Genomic DNA, 16,506 nt, shown 5'->3' on the forward strand with positions numbered 1-16,506 from the left:
AGGAGAGCACGACATGACAACGCTTCCCCGTGACATGACCAACGGACCCTCGCCGGACCTTCTGAACGAATGGGACCGCAACCATCAGCTTCACCCCTGGGCGGCGATGGATGCCTGGCAGGAGAGCGACTATCATCCGATCGAAAGCGCCGAGGGCATCTATCTGTGGGATGCCGACGGAAAGCGCTATATCGACGGGCCGGGCGGGATGTGGTGTGTCCAGATCGGATATGGCCGCAAGGAGATGGCCGCGGCGATTGCCGAACAGGTTATGCGGCTGCCTTACACCTCGCCCTGGACCACCACGACCGATCCCTCGACGATCCTCGCCAAGAAGATCGCCGATCTGGCACCGGGTGATCTCAACAACGTGTTCTTCACCACCGGCGGTTCCACCGCCGTCGATACCGCCCTGCGCACCATGCACTTCATGAACAATGCGCTGGGGCGGCCCGACAAGAAAATCGTCATCGCCCGTGAAAAGGGCTATCACGGCTCGACGTACCTCGCCTCGACCGTCACCGGCAAGGAACGCGACAAGAGCCGTTTCGACGTGGAAAAACGCCTTGTACGCTTCCTGCCCGACATCAACCCCTATGTGCGCCCCGAGGGCATGAGCGTCGAGGCGTGGTGCGATGCCAAGGTCGCCGACCTTGAAAACATGATCCAGCAGGTGGGACCGGAGAAGGTGGGCGCGTTCATCGCCGAGCCGATCCTGTGTTCGGGTGGGGTCATCGTTCCGCCCGAGGGCTATCACAGGCGCACGCTGGAGATCTGCCGCAAGCACGATATCCTCTACATCTCGGACGAGGTCGTCACTGCGTTCGGCCGGCTGGGTCACTGGTTCGCGTCCGAGGACGTGTTCGGCATCACCCCCGACATCATCACCTGCGCCAAGGGGCTGACCTCGGGCTACCTGCCGCTCGGGGCCTGCATCATCTCCGACAGCGTGATGGAACGGATGACAGGGCCGGACGAGAACGTGCTCTTCTCGAACGGCTACACCTACTCGGCACATCCGGTCTGCTGTGTCGCCGCGCTGAAGAATATCGAGATCATGGAAGAAGAGCGCATTCTCGAACATACCCGCGAAATCACACCGCATTTCCAGGCCCGTCTGCGCGCGCTGGAGAAGTTCCCCATCGTCGGGGACCTGCGCGGCATGGGCCTGCTGGGCTGTATCGAGGGGCGGCCGGATACGCCAGGCACGTCGCTGGCGGCAGAGCGCAAGCTGGGCGCGCTGCTGGACGAGGCCTGCGACAAGCGCGGTTTGCTGGTGCGGCCGCTGATCAACATGGCCGTGTTCTCTCCGCCGCTGGTGATTACCGAGGCGCAGGTGGACGAGATGTTCGACCTGCTGGAAGAGGCGCTGGAGGACGTGACCGCGCAGATGGCCTCAGACTGAGGTTTCGCGCCGTCCGTAGCGGGCGGCAAGGTCCACGTCCTCGCCCAGTTCCATCGCCACGCGGTGCCCGGAATAGACTGCCGCGGCGATCAGCCCCGGCGCTTCGGCATCACCGATCAGGGTGACGCTTTGCAGGCCGTGATCGGTGGATCTGACGGCATCGTAAAGCGCCCGGTCGGGAATACGCCGGGTCACGGGCAGAACGGCGTCGCAGGCCAGTTCCACATCCTCGCCGCCAAAGAGGCATGTCAGCCGTACGCTGCCGTCCTCCACATGCGTCAGGATCCGGTTCGTCACGATCCGCACGCCCGCGGCGACCAGCGCGCTGTTCGAGGCATATTGTTCCTGCGTGAAGGTGCCCCACTCGCAAGCCCGCCCGGCCGGGGTGACAAGCGTCACTTCATGGCCCGCCTTGCGCAGGGCCAGCGCCAGAACCGAGCCGTGGTAATAGTGGTCGTCGTCGTAGATCGCGATATGCTGCGCATCCACGGACCGGCCCGCCAGAATATCGTTGGCGCTGACGATCATGCCCGGGTCCACCGTTATAAGGCCGCCGGGGCTGTTGCGCCCGATGGTGTCGTCGGCCCATCGCGCGCCGGTGGCCACGATCAGGTGGTCGATGGACATCTCCTCCAGATCCTCCGGCGCGATCCGGCTCTCGGGATAAAGGCTCACGGTCTCCAGTTTCTCGATCTGTCCCAGCCGCCAGTCGCGCACCCGCGCCCATTCCGACAGGCCGGGCAGGGCCGCTTCCAGCGTCACGCGCCCGCCCATCTCGCGCTTGGCCTCGGCCAGCATCACCTCGTGCCCGCGCGCCCCCAGCGCCCGCGCCGCCTCCAGCCCCGCCGGACCGCCGCCGACGACCAGGATCCGTACGGGCCAAGGGGCAGGGGGCAGGCGTTCGGGGTGCCAGCCCATCCTCCATTCCTCGCCCATCGTGGGGTTCTGGGTGCAGCGGATCGGCACGCCCTGACTGTCATGGGCGTAACAGATGTTGCAGCCGATGCATTCGCGGATCTCGGCACTGCGCCCCTCGCGGATCTTCACCGGCAGAAACGGATCGGCGATGGAGGGGCGCGCGGCTCCGATCATGTCCTGCGTGCCGTCACGGATCACCCGCGCCATCATGTCGGGATCGGTGAACCGCCCCACGGCCACCACGGGGCGGCTGGTCATCGCCTTGGCCCGCGCGACGCTGGCTGTCAGGGCGCCCTGTTTCACGAACCGCGAATTGCTCATCTCGACGTCATAGTCGGGCACCGTCAGGTCCCAAAGGTCGGGCAGGTCGGCCAGCAGACCGAAGGCGTCGTAGCTTTCCGCGTCCTCCAGACCCACGCTGAACCGGCAGGCCACCGCGGCGCGCCCCGCCACGGCTTCCCGGGTGTCTTCGATCAATTCGCGCACCAGCCGCACGCGGTTTTCCAGGGTTCCGCCATACTGGTCCGTACGGGTGTTGGTGGCGGCATCGAGGAACTGCGCCAGCAAATAGCCATGGGTCGCATAGACATAGACGATGTCGAACCCGGCCTCGATGGCGCGCAGCGCGGCGTCCCGATGCCATCGGCGCAGGTCCGTTATGTCCGACAGGTCCATGGTCCGGGTCTGACCGGGCTGCACCTCGCGATCATCGATCTGTGGCAGGCTGCGCAGGCCCAGGGGCGGCAGCCGCGTGGCATGGTTCACGATCATCCCGCCGCCATGCCAAAGCTCCACTCCCGCCAGCGCCCCGTGCGCATGAACCGCTTCGGTCATCAGACGATGGGCGCGGACATCGCTGTCGTCCCACAGCGCGCAATAGGCGAAGTAATCGTTGTCCGACGTGGGATGAATCGAGCAATACTCGGTGTTCACCACGCCCCAGCCGCCCTCGGCCTTCATGCCGCGCATTTCCGCAAGCATCCGTGGCCGACGCCACCCCATGCCGCTACAATGCGGCACTTGGTAGAACCGATTGGGCGCGGTCACGGGGCCAAGCTGCACCGGCTCGAACAGGATATCGTGGGTCGGATCGCGCATATTTCGTTCGAACTCCCGCATTTCTGCCTCAACATTATTTGAGCGCTCAAATAAATGTTGTGTCAGCCGCCTTTCCCCCTTAGCCTTTGCAGTCAGAGGCCTGCCGCATCCACGCCGGACGGGCCGGCACGATATAAACAGGGAGAAATGGATGACCACTTCACGACTGAAGTTTGCCGCACTCGCCGGAGCCGCCGCGCTGATGACATCGACAGCAATGGCGCAGGATTCCGAGCTGACAGTATTCGACTGGGCCGGGTACGAGGATCCCGCTTTCTACACCGCCTATACCGAGGAACACGGCGCGCCGCCGACCTTCGCCTTCTTCGGCGACGAGGAAGAGGCGTTCCAGAAACTGCGCTCGGGCTTCAAGGCCGATGCCGCGCACCCCTGTTCCCAGTCGGTGCCCAAGTGGATGGAAGCGGGCCTGCTGGAGCCGCTGGATACCTCCCGGATCGACCGCTGGGATGACCTCAACGAGGAATTCCGCGAGATTGAAGCCTACAAGAAGGACGGCGAGTACTATTTCGTCCCGATGGACTGGGGCAACACGGCGCTGACCTACAACACCGAGAAGCTGACCGAGGAACAGGTCAGTTCGCTGGAGATCTTCGCCGACCCGTCGATGCAGGGCAAGGTGTCGGTCGGTGACAACGTCGATGACGCCTATGCGCTCGGCTTTCTTGCCGTTGGCGTGCAGGACTGGACCACCGCCACCGACGAGGATTTCCAGAAGGCGTCCGACTTCCTGCGCAAGGTGCACCAGAACGTATTGTCCTACTGGGACAGCTCGTCGTCGCTGGCGCAGCTGATGCAGTCGGGCCAGGTCGAACTCGCCTGGGCCTGGAACGAGACCTCCTCGACCATGAGCGGCGAAGGCCATCCCATCGCGATGAAACGCGACACCGAGGAGGGCGCGTCAAGCTGGGTCTGCGGCTACGTCAAGCTGAAGGACGGGCCGGGGTCGGACGACAAGTTCTACGATTTCATCAATGCGTGGCTGGAGCCTGAAACCGCCGACTACATCGTCACCGCGTGGGGCTACGGCCACTCCAACGCCGCGCAGATGGCACAAATGGACCAGGAGATGCTCAAGTCGGTCGGGCTCGACAGCAACGAGTCGCTGCGCGCGAACACGCTCTGGCAGGCACCTCCGGGAGCGGAAATGCGTGAGAAGATGATAGCGGAATTCGAGAACATCAAGGCCGGGTTCTGAGCGAAAGTCATACCGAAAAAGAGACCGCCGCAGCCAACCGGGTGCGGCGGTTTTCTTTCTTTGGGCACAAGCCGCGAGGTCAGCCGGGCTTTTGCGCCAGCAGGTGATGCGGGCAATGCTCGCCGGTTTCCAGGACCTTGATCATCGCACCCCATGTCTCGATCGACGACGCGATCAGGTCCGCGCCATGCGCCTTTTCCCATGCGGGCCGCTCCGGGCCGGTGAACCGGGCCAGTTCGTCCCGCGCGACCTCCAGATACCACTTGTTGCGGTTGGTCAGCGCGATGTGCTGGAACCCTGCCTCGGTCAACGCCTTTTCGTACCGCGACGGAGAGGCCATGGCGAAATCCAGATCTTCCAGCGCGATATAGGTGGCCATCTCGGGCGAGGGCGCGTCGTCGTGCGACATCAGCCAATCGGAAGCGGCGAACCAGCCGCCGGGTGTGAGGATGCGAAAGACGTCGGCGGCCAGCGCCTCCTTGTCTGGAATGTGGATGATCGAATCCTTGGAGAACACGACGTCGAAGGTCGCGTCATCAAAGGGCAGGGGGCCCGGCGTGACGAGTTCGATCGCGATCCGCTCACCCAGTCCCGCCGCCTCGACCCGTCGCCTTGCGGCCGCGCAGACGGGGGCCTCGACGTCGATGCCGGTGACATGCGCGGCGCCGTGGTCGCGCACCAGGGAAATGGCGATGGCGCCGGACCCGCTGCCGATATCCAGCATCCGGGCACCCGCCACGGGCGCGTGCTCGACCACGCGCGCCACCTCCTCCGGCCCACCCGGAGACAGATAGCCCTCGCCCCACAGCGCCTCGAGCAGCGCGATATGGCGGTCGTCGTAATTCAGATCGGTCATGTCCGGGCCTCGTGTTGTCGCAGCGTGGTCTGGTAGGCGTCGATGAAGCGCGCGACGTAGCGTTCCATCGGCACCAGCGGGCCGGGCACATAGTGGCGCGACGCCACGCCGCGCGCGTTATCCTCGACGATGCGCTTGTCGGCCTTGGTGGTCACGTCCCACAGCCATTTCAGGCGTCCCACGTCATAGTCGCGCCCCGCTTCGGCATCGGCATGGACCAGCCAGATGATCTCCTGCGCGCAGGTGTCCGCGTCGATCGGCAGAAACCGATACAGCACCGCGTGATCGCAATAAAGCAGCATCGGGTTGAGAAAGCCCACATAGGCATCCGACGCCCCACCATCATGGCCGGTGATCCGCCCCAGCAGGGGCGCCACCGGCGTGCCGTCCTCGCTCCCGGTCAGGAACCCGTCGTAGAGGGCATAGCGGTTGTAGGCATAATCCTCCCCGGGTGCGGGGGCGTTTTTCCCCACGCGGTCGATGAAATCCGTCGGCACGTTGCAGGCCGCCGACCGCGCCTCCATCGCGTCGTTCAGCGGTGTGATGCGCTCGTCCGACAAGTGCACGACGTGGCTGCGCGAGAATTCCGGATGCGCCGGGGTGCAGTGGTAGCACTCGTTGTAGTTCTCCAGCAGCAGCTTCCAGTTTGCCGCAACGGGATAGGTCTCGCGGTGCGCGATCTTGGTATTCGCAAGATCGAACGGGGCCAGACAGGGCGTCAGCCCCTTCCGCATCGGCGCGAAATCCGGCGGGTCGTCTGCCAGCGAGACGTAGATCAGCCCTTCCAGTATCTCGACCGCGACGGGAAATAGCCCGAGCGCGTCCTTGTCGTGGTGCTCTTCCAGCATCCGCGCGCTGAACAGGCTGCCGTCGAGGTTGAACACCCACGCGTGATAGGGGCAGGTCAGACGCCGCACGTTTCCCCGCGGCTCGATGCACAGGCGCGAGCCCCGGTGCCGGCAGACATTGGCAAAGGCCCGCACGTCACCCGCGTTGTCACGGCACAGGATCACGCTGTCCTTCAGAATATCGAAAAGAATGTAGTCGCCGGGCTGCGGTAGTTCAGAGACGTGCCCCGCCAGCATCCACTCGCGCCCGAAAATCGCGCGACGGTCCGCCTCGAAGACGGCCGCGGAGGTGTAGAACGCCTGCGCCATCGCATGGCCGTCCCGCTGAGTATCGATCAGGTCTGAAACGGACATCGGATCACTCCTCGAACACGACGATCGACTCGGCCCCCCAGCCGACCGTGACCGGGCTGCCGGGCGGCACCACCGACCGCCCCGCGGTGTTGCGCATCGAGATGCTCAAGGGCTCGTCCCGACCGGGCAGGCGCACCTTGTAATAGGTCATGTCGCCGTAATACTCGGTATCGACCACCTCGCCCTCGACCTTGTTCTGCGACCAGTCGTTCTGATCGAAGAGCACCGTCAGCATCTCGGGCCGCACGCCGACGGTGTCGATGCCGTCGGGGGCGATGTCCGGGTCGAGTGTGTCGCGCGACAACTCGACCTTGCCCAGGGCGTCGATATCCAGCGTCAGATGCGTGTCCGTTTGCGCCGTCACCCGGGCAGACAGGAAGTTCATCACCCCGATGAAGGACGCCACCCGCCTGTTGACCGGGCGCCGATAAAGGCCCTCGGGTGTGTCGAGCTGTTCGATCTGACCATCGAACATCACCGCGATGCGGTCGGACATGATAAGCGCTTCTTCCTGATCATGGGTCACCAGGATGAAGGTGATGCCGATCGAGCGCTGCAGGCTGCGCAGTTCCACCTGCATCTGGTCGCGCAGCTTCTTGTCGAGCGCCGACAAGGGCTCGTCCAGCAGGATCACCTTGGGTTTCATCACCAGTGCCCGGGCCAGCGCCACACGTTGCCGCTGGCCGCCCGACAACTCGTGCGCCTTGCGCTTGCCGTATCCTTCCATGTCGACCAGCGACAGCACCTCGGCCACCTCGCGGGCGATATCCTTTTTCGGCATCTTCCGGGTCTTCAGGCCATAGCCCACGTTTTCCTCCACGTTCAGGTGGGGGAAAATGGCGTAGCTCTGGAACACCATGTTGGTGGGGCGGTCGTTGGCGGGAATGCCCTCCATGTTCTTGCCGCCGATGGCGATGGTGCCGCTGGTCGTGGGCTCGAACCCTGCAATGGTGCGCAGAAGGGTCGTCTTGCCACAGCCCGACGGGCCCAGCAGCGAAAAGAACTCGCCCTCGCGGATATCGGCGGTGATCCCGTGCAACGCCGTGAAGCTGCCGAATTTCTTGACCACGTCGCGGATCGCGATCATCGGCGTCTTGTCGTCTTGCATGTCAGTCTTTCCGCTCATGGTTCAAACCCCGGCCAGGGTGGTGTCGACGCCCTGCCGCCTGGCGCTGCGCCGGCGCAACGCTTCGGCGGCGATCAGCAGCAGGACGGTGACCGCCAGCAAGATCGTGCCCAGCGCCATGACCGAGGGCAGCTTGGCCGGGAAACGCAGCTGGCTCCAGATATAGACGGGCAGGGTCACGTCCGTTCCGGTCAGGAAGAAGGCGATGATGAATTCGTCCAGGCTGATGGTGAAGGTGATCAGCAGGCTGGAGATCACCCCCGGCAGCACCAGCGGCAGCGTCACGCGCCGGAAGGTGCCCCAGCGCGACTCGCCCAGGTCGAACGACGCTTCCTCCAGCTCGCGATCGAGGCCGCGGAAGGCCGAACTGAGGATGGCGATGGAAAACGGCGTGCAGATCAGCACGTGCCCCGCCACCACCGTCCACAGCGACAGCGACATGCCCAGCTGGTTCAGCATCACCAGAAGCGCCACCGCCACGATGATCTCGGGCAGCACCAGGGGCAGCATGATCAGCCCGACGATCCCGGTCTTGCCGGGAAACATGAACCGGGCCGAGGCGCGCGCTGCGAAGGCGCCCAGAAGCGTGCTCAGCACCGCCGTGCTAAGCCCCACGATCATCGAATTGCCCAACGCGGTGTGCAGCGTGTCGGTGTGCCACAATCCCACGAACCATTCGGTGGTGAAGCCCGAAAGCGGGAAGGCGATGATCGTCGAGGTGTTGAACGCGAAGAGCGGCAGCAGGATGACCGGCGCATAGAGAAAGATCATGTAGACCACGGCGTAGATCGTCAGCCACTTGACCGAGAGCCATTTCATCGCACACGCCCTCCGAGTTTCTTGCCGGCAAAGAAGATGCCGGCGCTGATCATCCCGATCACCACCATCGCCGACACCGCCAGCGCCGCGCCCAGCGGCGCGTTGTTGGCCTTGCCGAACTGGATCTGGATCATGTTCGAGATCATCAGCCCGTCGGTCCCGCCCACCAGTCGCGGCGTGATGAAATCGCCCACCGTCGGGATCAGCACGATCAGGGTCGAGGCGACGATTCCCGGCATCGCCAGGGGCAGCGTCACGCGGAAGAACCGCCGCACCGGCCCGTCGCCAAGGTCGGTCGCGGCCTCCAGCAGGGACCGATCGATCTTTTCCAGCGCCACGAAAATGGGCAGGATCGCAAAAGGTGCCCAGGCGTGGGCCAGGGTGATGACCACCGCGTTCAGGTTGTAAAGGATGAAGGTCAGCGGCTCGTCGATGAACCCCAGGCCCATCAGCGTGGTGTTGAACACGCCGTTGTATCCCAGGATGACCTTCCACAAGAACACCCGCAGCAGGTAGCTCGTCCAGAACGGGACCGTGATCAGGAACAGCCACAGCGCCTTGCGCTTCTTGACGTGAAACGACAGGTAATAGGCGATGGGAAAGGCCAAGAGCACCGTCACCACCGTCACGATCAGCGAGATCTTCAGCGACCGCCACATCAGCACCTGGTAAAGTGGCTGCGTCCACGCCTCGCGGTAATTGTCCAGCGTCAGCGTCGTGTCGATCGTCAGGTAATCCTGCGTCCAGAAGCTGAAGGTAACCACCATCAACAGCGGCGCGGCCAGCATCACCAGCACATAGCCGAAGGTCGGGCTGATCAGCTTCAGGCCCTGTCCCGCCTCGCGGTCAAAGCGCCATGCCATCAGGGTGCGCCTCGGCCGGAGGCGGGTCCGGTACTCATTCGGCGGCGACTTTCTGCGCCAGCAACTCGGCGTTGCGCGCGGCCACCGTGCCCTTGGGCGGCTCGTCCTCGTTCAGGACCGGGAACAGCTCGCGCAGGCAGTCGTGATAGCTTCGCACGGTGTTCTCAAGGTCCGAGAGGATCACGCCGTCATACCCGCTGGAAAACGCCGCCTCCCACGACCAGCGCACCAGTTCCTCGTCCTCTTCCGAGGTCAGCCTGTCGATCCGGCTGCTGAGATAGCGCGACAGCCGCATCCGGCGGTCTTCCTTGCCCAGCCTGTAGGTCGTTCCGCGCTGCATGGTCTTGCCATACTCCACCGGGAATTCCTGGTAGAATTTGACACAATCGGGGTAAATGCCAAGCACGCAATTTGGGAAAATACCGATATAGAGCCAGGCCCTGGCATGGCTCTCGTCCAGCCCGGGCGGCGCCTGCAGGATCGAGGTATAGGCCCGTACGCTCCACAGGCGATGATTGGCCTCGCGGAACTCGGAATAGGAGCGCGAGGCGCCGCCCTCGAAATCCTCGTCATAATAGTTGGACCCGAATAGATCCTGCAGGCCGGGATGGGCCATGGGCACGTGATAGCCTTCGTTGTCCACGTCGCGGATGCACTTCCAGTTCACCTCCGCCACGTCGGCATAAAAACCTTCGCCCGAGGGCATCAGGCCTTCAAGATCGTACTGGTCGATCTCGTCGTCGAAGCGCGACAGCACCTCGGAAATCGCCGGTTGCGGGCCGGGGCGGAACCGCACGAAGACGAACCCCGCCACAGGTCCAGCTCTATCGCCTTCAGGCCAAAGGCGACGGGGTCAAGCTCGGGCAGGGTGTCGGGCTGCGCCGCGCCGCGCAGCGTGCCGTCAAGGTTGTAGACCCAGCCGTGAAAGGGGCAGATGATCGCATTCTTGCAATTGCCCTGTTCCCCGGCGACCACGCGCGAACCGCGGTGCCGACACAGGTTGTGAAAGGCGCGCAACTCGCCATCCTTGCCACGGACCACCAGCGCGCGTTCGCCCACGCAGTCCAGCGTGACGAAATCGCCGGCCTCCGGCAGGTCGTTGGCGTGGCAGACAAGCTGCCAGTGCGACCGGAACAGCAGGTCCTTTTCCATCTCCAGCATCTCGGTGTTGAAATAGCTCCAGGCGGGCAATCCCTTGCGGTCGTGGTCGTTGGGCAGGTCTATGGCCTTGGTGGCAGGGGGCGTCATGGCAAACTCCGGGTTGAGGGGCTTGCCGGCACTCTAACAAGTTTTTTTGAGCGCTCAAATAAATTATTTCACGGGACGGCAGATACCGCCCCGTCGCCCGTCGGGCCCGGGGAAACGCGCGGTCGGATCCGGCCGGGTCGGGCCCCGGAGCAGGGGCGTTTCGTCACTCTCCTGTCGGCACCGCGGCGGCGTCAAACCCATATTCCGCCAGAACCGCCTGGCCCGAGGGCGACAGGATATGCAGCGCCAGTTGCCACGCCTCGGGCGGGGCGCCGTCCAGCACGATCAGCCCGTAATCGGCCCCTACGGACAGGGCGTCGGGGATCTGCACGATCTGCAATTCGGGCACTTCTTTCCGGGCCAGCACGGCATTGGTGCAATAGGTCAGGAACAGGTCGGCCCGGTTACTGTCCAGCACCCAGGCATAGGTGTTGCGCCCCTCGGGGGGCGCGGCGCTGTCCGGCCCGCCGGTCAGTTGCAGGGCCTTGGCCTTCAGCGCCTCGGCATGGCCGGACCTGTCGAACAACGCGAAGGCGTAGTCGCCGGACGGGTCGGCCTTGGGCGTTGACATGCCAAGGCGGGTGTCGTCATCCAGCATGACATCAAGCAGCGTTTCGGGTGTGACCTCTACCTCGGGCCGGGCCAGCGCACACAGGCGATTGCGCGCGAACAGGGCGACGGGCCCGCCATTGCCCGCGCTTTCCAGCGTACGGGGATGGCGCATGTTGGCCGAGGCGAAGACGTGCACCGTCTCGCCCGCCTCGATCCGTTCGCGCATCAGGCCGGAGGGGCCAAAGCTGGTCGCGACGGGCGTGCCATAGGTCTCGGCATAATCCGCTGCCACGTCCGACAGGGCGGCCTTCAGGCTTCCGGCCGCGTAAAGCGAAAGGTCCTGCGCCTGGGCCTGTGTCATCGCAAGGCCTAGGGCGGCGGCGGTCAGGAATGCGTGTCGCATGGGGGCTTCCAATCTCTGGTTCGTGTAAGTCAGGTGTTCGGGGTCAAAAGGGCGCGGCAGTGCGGAATTCCGGGATGCGCCCGCAGGTCTGCGGAAATTTTGCAACTATCCGGCAAGGTTCGCGCCGGGTTCCGTCGTCTCCGCATCGCTGTGATGTGCTTTTTTTCATCGTCGGGCTTGAACAGTCACTGTTGGATCGCATACTGTGCCGGGCAAGGGAAGATTTGCAATACGGGAAATTTTGCAATCCATGACAGACGCTTTCGGCCTCGCGTTTGACCTCGTCCTGTCGGGCGATGCGGACCTTATCGAGATCGTGCTGTTGTCGCTGCGCGTCAGTCTGACCGCGACGGCGCTGGCCTGCCTGATCGGCCTGCCCATCGGGGCGCTGGTCGCCATCGGGCGATTCCCCGGTCGCAACGCGGTGCTGATCGTGATGAACGCGCTGATGGGCCTGCCGCCGGTGGTGGTGGGCTTGCTGGTCTACCTGCACTTGTCGCGCTCCGGCCCCCTGGGGTTTCTCGGGCTCCTTTACACGCCGACCGCGATGATCATCGCCCAGACCATCTTGATCGCACCCATCGTCGCGGCCCTGTCGCGGCAGGTGCTTGAAGACCTGCACGCGGAATACGCCGAACAGTTCCGCTCGCTCTGCCTGACGAAACTGCAAACCGTTCAGGCGCTTCTGTGGGATGCGCGCTATTCCCTGCTGACGGTGGGGCTGGCCGGTTTCGGCCGCGCTGTGGCCGAGGTGGGCGCAGTCATCATCGTCGGCGGCAATATCGACCACCTGACGCGGGTCATGACCACGGCCATCGCATTGGAAACCTCGAAGGGCGACCTCGCTCTGGCGCTGGCGCTCGGCATCATCCTCCTGGTCATCGCCCTTGGCGTCAACGCGGCGGTTCAATCGGTGCGCATGACAGCGGCGCGGCAAGCCTATGTCTGACGCGGCGCTTCCTCTCGCCCGCGACATGGCCCCGCCCGCACGACCCGCGGCCATCCTGCCCCTGGCGGTGCGCGACCTCGGTCTGCGCTTTGGCAGGACGACGGTTCTGGAGGGGGTGAATTTCGATCTGCAACCGGCGGGCTGCACCATGGTCATGGGGCCGAACGGCGCGGGCAAGAGCCTGCTGCTGAAGCTGCTGCACGGGCTGATCGCCCCGACATCGGGCACCATCGACTGGCGCGGGCAGGGCGCGCCCGACGTCACCGCACGGCAGGCGCTGGTCTTTCAAAAGCCGGTCCTGCTGCGCCGGTCCGTGGCCGCCAACGTCGATTTCGTGCTCAAGGTGCGCGGCAAGGACCGCACGCGTGGCACCGCACTTCTCGAGCATGTGGGCCTGGCCCACAAGGCCGACCAGCCCGCCCGCCTGCTTTCGGGCGGCGAGGCGCAGCGCCTGGCGCTGGCCCGGGCGCTCGCGGCGGACCCCGAGGTGCTGTTCCTCGACGAGCCCACCGCCAGCCTCGACCCGGCCTCGGTGCTGGCCATCGAAGAGATCGTCAGGGATGCCAGCACCCGCGGCGTGCGCATCGTCTTCGTCACCCATGACATGGGACAGGCGCGGCGCATGGCCGACGACATCCTGTTTCTCAGCGGCGGCGGCATCGCGGAACACAGCCGCGCCGCCGATTTCTTTCCAAAGCCGCAAAGCCAGGCGGCGCGGGATTACCTGAACGGCAGACTCGTCGTCTGAAAGACTTCAAGAAAGGGAGTATTCATCATGAAAATGCAATCATTCGGTGCGGCCACTGTCGCTCTGTTTCTGGCCGGGGGCGCCTGGGCACAGGACCAGTCGATCATCGTCCAGTCCACGACCTCGACGGCGAATTCGGGCCTTTACGATTACCTGCTTCCGATCTTCCAGGACAAGACGGGCATCCAGGTCAACGTCGTGGCCGTTGGCACCGGACAGGCGATCAAGAATGCCGAGAACTGCGATGGCGACGTGCTTCTGGTTCACGCCAAGCCGTCCGAGGAGAAATTCGTCGAGGCCGGCTTTGGCACCGCGCGCACGGACCTGATGTACAACGACTTCGTCATCGTGGGCCCGGCAGACGACCCGGCCGGCGTGGGCGGCATGGACGACGTGCAGGGCGCGATGGGCAAGATCGCCGAGACGGGCGCGCTCTTTGCCTCGCGCGGCGATGACAGCGGCACCCACAAGAAGGAGATGGCGCTCTGGTCCGACAGCGGCGTCGATCCCACGGCGGCCAGCGGCGACTGGTACCGCGAGACGGGCTCGGGCATGGGCGCCACGCTCAACGCGGGCATCGGCATGGGCGCCTACGTGATGACCGACCGCGCCACCTGGATAAGCTTCGACAACAAACAGGATTACGAGATCCAGGTCGAGGGCGACGAGGACATGTTCAACCAGTACGGCGTGATCCCGGTCAACCCCGAGAAATGCCCCAGCGTCAAGGTCGACGCCGCCCAGACGTTCGCCGACTGGCTGGTTTCGGACGAGGGGCAGGAGGCCATCGCGGCCTACTCGGTGGCCGGCCAGCAACTGTTCTTCCCCAACGCACCGGAAAACTGATAGACGTATCGGGGCGGCGGTGCACCCGCCGCCCCGAGATACAGATCCAGGTGCCATGACCGAGCTTGACCTTCCCGACCACGAATACCTGACCGTCAAGGAACTGGCCGAGCTTCTGCGCCTGAAGGAACGCAAGATATACGATCTCGCGGCCTCGGGTGCCGTGCCGTGTTCACGCGCCACCGGCAAGTTGCTGTTTCCGGCAAACGAGATCCGCGATTGGATCGAGCAGGCACAGTCTGGCGGTGGCGCCGCGCCAATGCACAGCTCGAAACTGCGCACGCCCATCATGCTGGGCAGCCATGACCCATTGCTCGACTGGGCCATCCGACAGTCTGGCTGCGGGCTGGCCACGCTGCATGACGGCTCGAATGACGGGCTGGACCGGTTCACGTCAGGCGAGGGCATTGCCGCCGGCCTGCACATTCTGGATCCCTCAACCGGCACCTGGAACGTGCCCGCCGTCTCGCGCGCGGCCGCGCGACAGAACGCGGTGCTCGTGCGGTTCGCGACACGGCGGCGCGGCCTGGTCGTCCGGCCCGGAGAGCGCGCGCCCAAGGACCTGCGCGATCTTGCCGGTGTCCGCTTCGTCCCGCGACAGGCGGGTTCGGGGACCGACACGCTATTGCGACATCTTCTCGAGCGCGACGGGATGGACCTGTCCGCCGTGGAACAGGCCGAGACTGCCCGCACCGAGGACGACGCCGTCGAGGCCGTCCGCCGCGGCGCGGCCGACACGACCTTCGGCCTCGAAGCTGTGGCGCGGAGTTTCGGGCTGGAATTCGTTCCGGTGATCGAGGAAGAGTTCGCGCTCCTGATCGACCGCAAGGCGTGGTTCGAGGCGCCGATGCAGGCGCTCATGGCCTTTTGCGCGACAGGCGCGTTCCGCGACCGCGCGGACGCCTACGGAGGCTACGATACCGAAGGGCTGGGCACCGTTTTGTGGAACGCCTAGCGCGCGGCCCATAAAAAACTGGCGGCCGCAATGATGCGGGCCGCCAGCATTTTCCAACGGATCGGAACTTACTTGGCTTCGTCTTCGTCCTGGAACATGTCGGCCATGTCCATCTCGGGGTTCGCCTCGCACTCTTCCATCAGCACGACCATCAGCTCCTCGTCCGAGCCCGTCGCCATGGCGCGTGCCGCGGCGCGACCGCCGACATCGTCGTCAGGATCGCCCAGCTCGTTGGTGGCGCTGGCCGCGTCCGTTTCGGCGTTTTCATCCGCGCCAACAGCTTCATCGCGCAGCATCTCGCGGCCACCGAAACCTTCAAAGGCTTCCATTTGGCCGGCGCTGTCCATCTCGTTGTATTCGGCACAGGTAACGGCGTAGGCGGGTTGCGACAGCGCAACGACGAGGCCGAGCACCGAGGTGGATTTCAAGAGGGTCTTGTTGAATGTCATAACTTGCTCCCATGCAGTCACGTAGGTTTATCCGTCCCGTGCGACATGCATCCAAAACGTAAACCATTGGGTGCGAAACGCCGTGTCCCGGCCATAGGTTCCTGCATTGGGTGCAAAACCGCATAATCTTCAAACCAGGCGCGTCCCCCGGCCGCGTATGCCCCGGCGCGCTGACGCCCGAGGACGTGGGCGTCGGCCGCTATCAGGCGCAGCCGCACGTTCTGCATAATCAGGACTCTTTCGACCCCATTGTCCCGGATTTCCGCCGCGCATGCCTTGGCAAGCCGGTGGTGTTCATGATCCGACGGTTTGCTTTCGACGAAAATTCTCTTCGATTCGTCCGAAATATGGCGTGACCGTTTCCAGATCGAGGATAGTCGCCGGATTTCGCCAAGATTGACGCATGGTTAAGCAATAACTTTGATCGAGCGCGATCAAGCTCATGCCACAATTCGGCCACGCTCATTTTCTGTCACTTTCAGAAACAAAGCTCTGCCACAGGTTGAATTCCGGATCGGCAAAAAATCGCACACCCCTTGTTTTCAAGCTTATATGCAAATTCCCGCTGAACCGCCTATGGAAACAATATCGTAAAGCGCGTGTCGGCGGCTGCCTTAATTGCCCGTATTTTGTGGCATTTTCAAAAACTGCGCGGACAGTTTTCCGACAAATTTCTCTTTGTGCGGCACACGGCATCTCGTACAAAGCTCGCAGCCCAACTGGGGGGCGATGTCTGTAGGTCACGGGGGCGACCGCACGAACCGCATCATTCATTGTGCGGGATTGAGTGCGATCGTCGGGCTGCTGTCGCGGCTGACTGAGCGCAAATGGAAGCGGAGGCTGAACTCCGCTC

Annotated in this window: 17 protein-coding genes; 7 read left to right on the forward strand and 10 right to left on the reverse strand. The window is 64.2% G+C overall.

The features are described 5' to 3' along the window. Window positions 1-13: 13 nt before the first annotated feature. The gene (locus ACSQ76_RS10220; protein WP_437156495.1) at window positions 14-1,405 is read left to right on the forward strand and encodes an aminotransferase; all 1,392 of its coding nucleotides are present in this window, start codon (window positions 14-16) and stop codon (window positions 1,403-1,405) included. On the opposite strand, the gene ACSQ76_RS10225 is transcribed toward ACSQ76_RS10220, so the two are convergent. After that, window positions 1,397-3,421: an FAD-dependent oxidoreductase gene (locus ACSQ76_RS10225; RefSeq protein ID WP_437156496.1), complete on the reverse strand. Its 2,025-nt coding sequence runs from the start codon at window positions 3,419-3,421 to the stop codon at window positions 1,397-1,399. The two genes, ACSQ76_RS10220 and ACSQ76_RS10225, sit on opposite strands and share 9 nt — an antisense overlap. A 151-nt stretch (window positions 3,422-3,572) precedes the next feature. Here ACSQ76_RS10225 and ACSQ76_RS10230 point away from each other — a divergent pair, with 151 nt between their 5' ends. Further along, entirely contained in the window at window positions 3,573-4,637 is a 1,065-nt protein-coding gene (locus ACSQ76_RS10230) for an extracellular solute-binding protein (RefSeq protein ID WP_437156497.1), read from the forward strand. 79 nt (window positions 4,638-4,716) lie between these two features. Here ACSQ76_RS10230 and ACSQ76_RS10235 read toward each other — a convergent pair whose 3' ends face one another. From ACSQ76_RS10235 to ACSQ76_RS10270, 8 genes are all read right to left on the reverse strand, one after another. After that, the gene (locus ACSQ76_RS10235; RefSeq protein WP_437156498.1) at window positions 4,717-5,493 is read right to left on the reverse strand and encodes a methyltransferase domain-containing protein; all 777 of its coding nucleotides are present in this window, start codon (window positions 5,491-5,493) and stop codon (window positions 4,717-4,719) included. Beyond that, complete coding sequence (locus ACSQ76_RS10240; RefSeq protein ID WP_437156499.1) at window positions 5,490-6,695, reverse strand: aromatic ring-hydroxylating oxygenase subunit alpha; 1,206 nt, start codon at window positions 6,693-6,695, stop codon at window positions 5,490-5,492. The genes ACSQ76_RS10235 and ACSQ76_RS10240 overlap by 4 nt, the downstream gene beginning before the upstream one ends. Window positions 6,696-6,699: 4 nt before the next feature. Beyond that, complete coding sequence (locus ACSQ76_RS10245; RefSeq protein WP_437156500.1) at window positions 6,700-7,821, reverse strand: ABC transporter ATP-binding protein; 1,122 nt, start codon at window positions 7,819-7,821, stop codon at window positions 6,700-6,702. A gap of 3 nt (window positions 7,822-7,824) precedes the next feature. Beyond that, window positions 7,825-8,640 carry an ABC transporter permease gene (locus ACSQ76_RS10250; RefSeq protein WP_437156501.1) on the reverse strand — a complete coding sequence of 272 codons (816 nt, stop codon included), beginning with the start codon at window positions 8,638-8,640 and terminating at the stop codon, window positions 7,825-7,827. Next, a complete protein-coding gene (locus ACSQ76_RS10255) occupies window positions 8,637-9,503 on the reverse strand; it encodes an ABC transporter permease (protein WP_306128303.1) in 867 nt (288 codons plus the stop codon). The genes ACSQ76_RS10250 and ACSQ76_RS10255 overlap by 4 nt, the downstream gene beginning before the upstream one ends. Window positions 9,504-9,537: 34 nt before the next feature. Further along, window positions 9,538-10,317: an RHO alpha subunit C-terminal catalytic domain-containing protein gene (locus tag ACSQ76_RS10260; RefSeq protein ID WP_437156502.1), complete on the reverse strand. Its 780-nt coding sequence runs from the start codon at window positions 10,315-10,317 to the stop codon at window positions 9,538-9,540. Further along, window positions 10,209-10,751 (reverse strand): aromatic ring-hydroxylating oxygenase subunit alpha, encoded by a 543-nt coding sequence (locus tag ACSQ76_RS10265; RefSeq protein ID WP_437156503.1) that lies wholly within the window; start codon window positions 10,749-10,751, stop codon window positions 10,209-10,211. Before ACSQ76_RS10265 ends, ACSQ76_RS10260 begins: the two co-directional genes overlap by 109 nt. 163 nt (window positions 10,752-10,914) lie before the next feature. After that, window positions 10,915-11,706, reverse strand: a complete 792-nt coding sequence (locus tag ACSQ76_RS10270; RefSeq protein ID WP_437156504.1) for a molybdate ABC transporter substrate-binding protein — start codon at window positions 11,704-11,706, stop codon at window positions 10,915-10,917. 250 nt (window positions 11,707-11,956) lie between these two features. Between ACSQ76_RS10270 and ACSQ76_RS10275 the strand changes: the two genes are divergently transcribed. Genes ACSQ76_RS10275 through ACSQ76_RS10290 form a run of 4 tightly spaced genes read left to right on the forward strand, consistent with a single transcriptional unit; the run spans window position 11,957 to window position 15,204 of the window. Beyond that, entirely contained in the window at window positions 11,957-12,655 is a 699-nt protein-coding gene (locus tag ACSQ76_RS10275; RefSeq protein WP_437156505.1) for an ABC transporter permease, read from the forward strand. Then, the gene (locus ACSQ76_RS10280) at window positions 12,648-13,403 is read left to right on the forward strand and encodes an ATP-binding cassette domain-containing protein (protein ID WP_437156506.1); all 756 of its coding nucleotides are present in this window, start codon (window positions 12,648-12,650) and stop codon (window positions 13,401-13,403) included. Before ACSQ76_RS10275 ends, ACSQ76_RS10280 begins: the two co-directional genes overlap by 8 nt. Window positions 13,404-13,430: 27 nt before the next feature. Beyond that, entirely contained in the window at window positions 13,431-14,249 is an 819-nt protein-coding gene (locus ACSQ76_RS10285; protein ID WP_437156507.1) for a substrate-binding domain-containing protein, read from the forward strand. Between the two features lie 55 nt (window positions 14,250-14,304). Further along, on the forward strand, window positions 14,305-15,204 hold the full coding sequence (locus ACSQ76_RS10290) for a substrate-binding domain-containing protein (protein ID WP_437156508.1): 900 nt from the start codon (window positions 14,305-14,307) through the stop codon (window positions 15,202-15,204). Window positions 15,205-15,272: 68 nt separating this feature from the next. Here the strand turns inward: ACSQ76_RS10290 and ACSQ76_RS10295 are convergent, their stop codons facing one another. Beyond that, entirely contained in the window at window positions 15,273-15,653 is a 381-nt protein-coding gene (locus tag ACSQ76_RS10295) for a hypothetical protein (RefSeq protein ID WP_437156509.1), read from the reverse strand. A gap of 110 nt (window positions 15,654-15,763) precedes the next feature. On the opposite strand from ACSQ76_RS10295, the gene ACSQ76_RS10300 reads away from it, so the two are divergent. Continuing rightward, window positions 15,764-16,009, forward strand: coding sequence for a hypothetical protein (locus tag ACSQ76_RS10300; protein ID WP_437156510.1), 246 nt, complete (start codon window positions 15,764-15,766; stop codon window positions 16,007-16,009). Window positions 16,010-16,506 lie beyond the last annotated feature (497 nt).

Origin of the sequence: Roseovarius sp. B08 (assembly GCF_051417955.1) — a bacterium.
Lineage (GTDB): Bacteria > Pseudomonadota > Alphaproteobacteria > Rhodobacterales > Rhodobacteraceae > Roseovarius.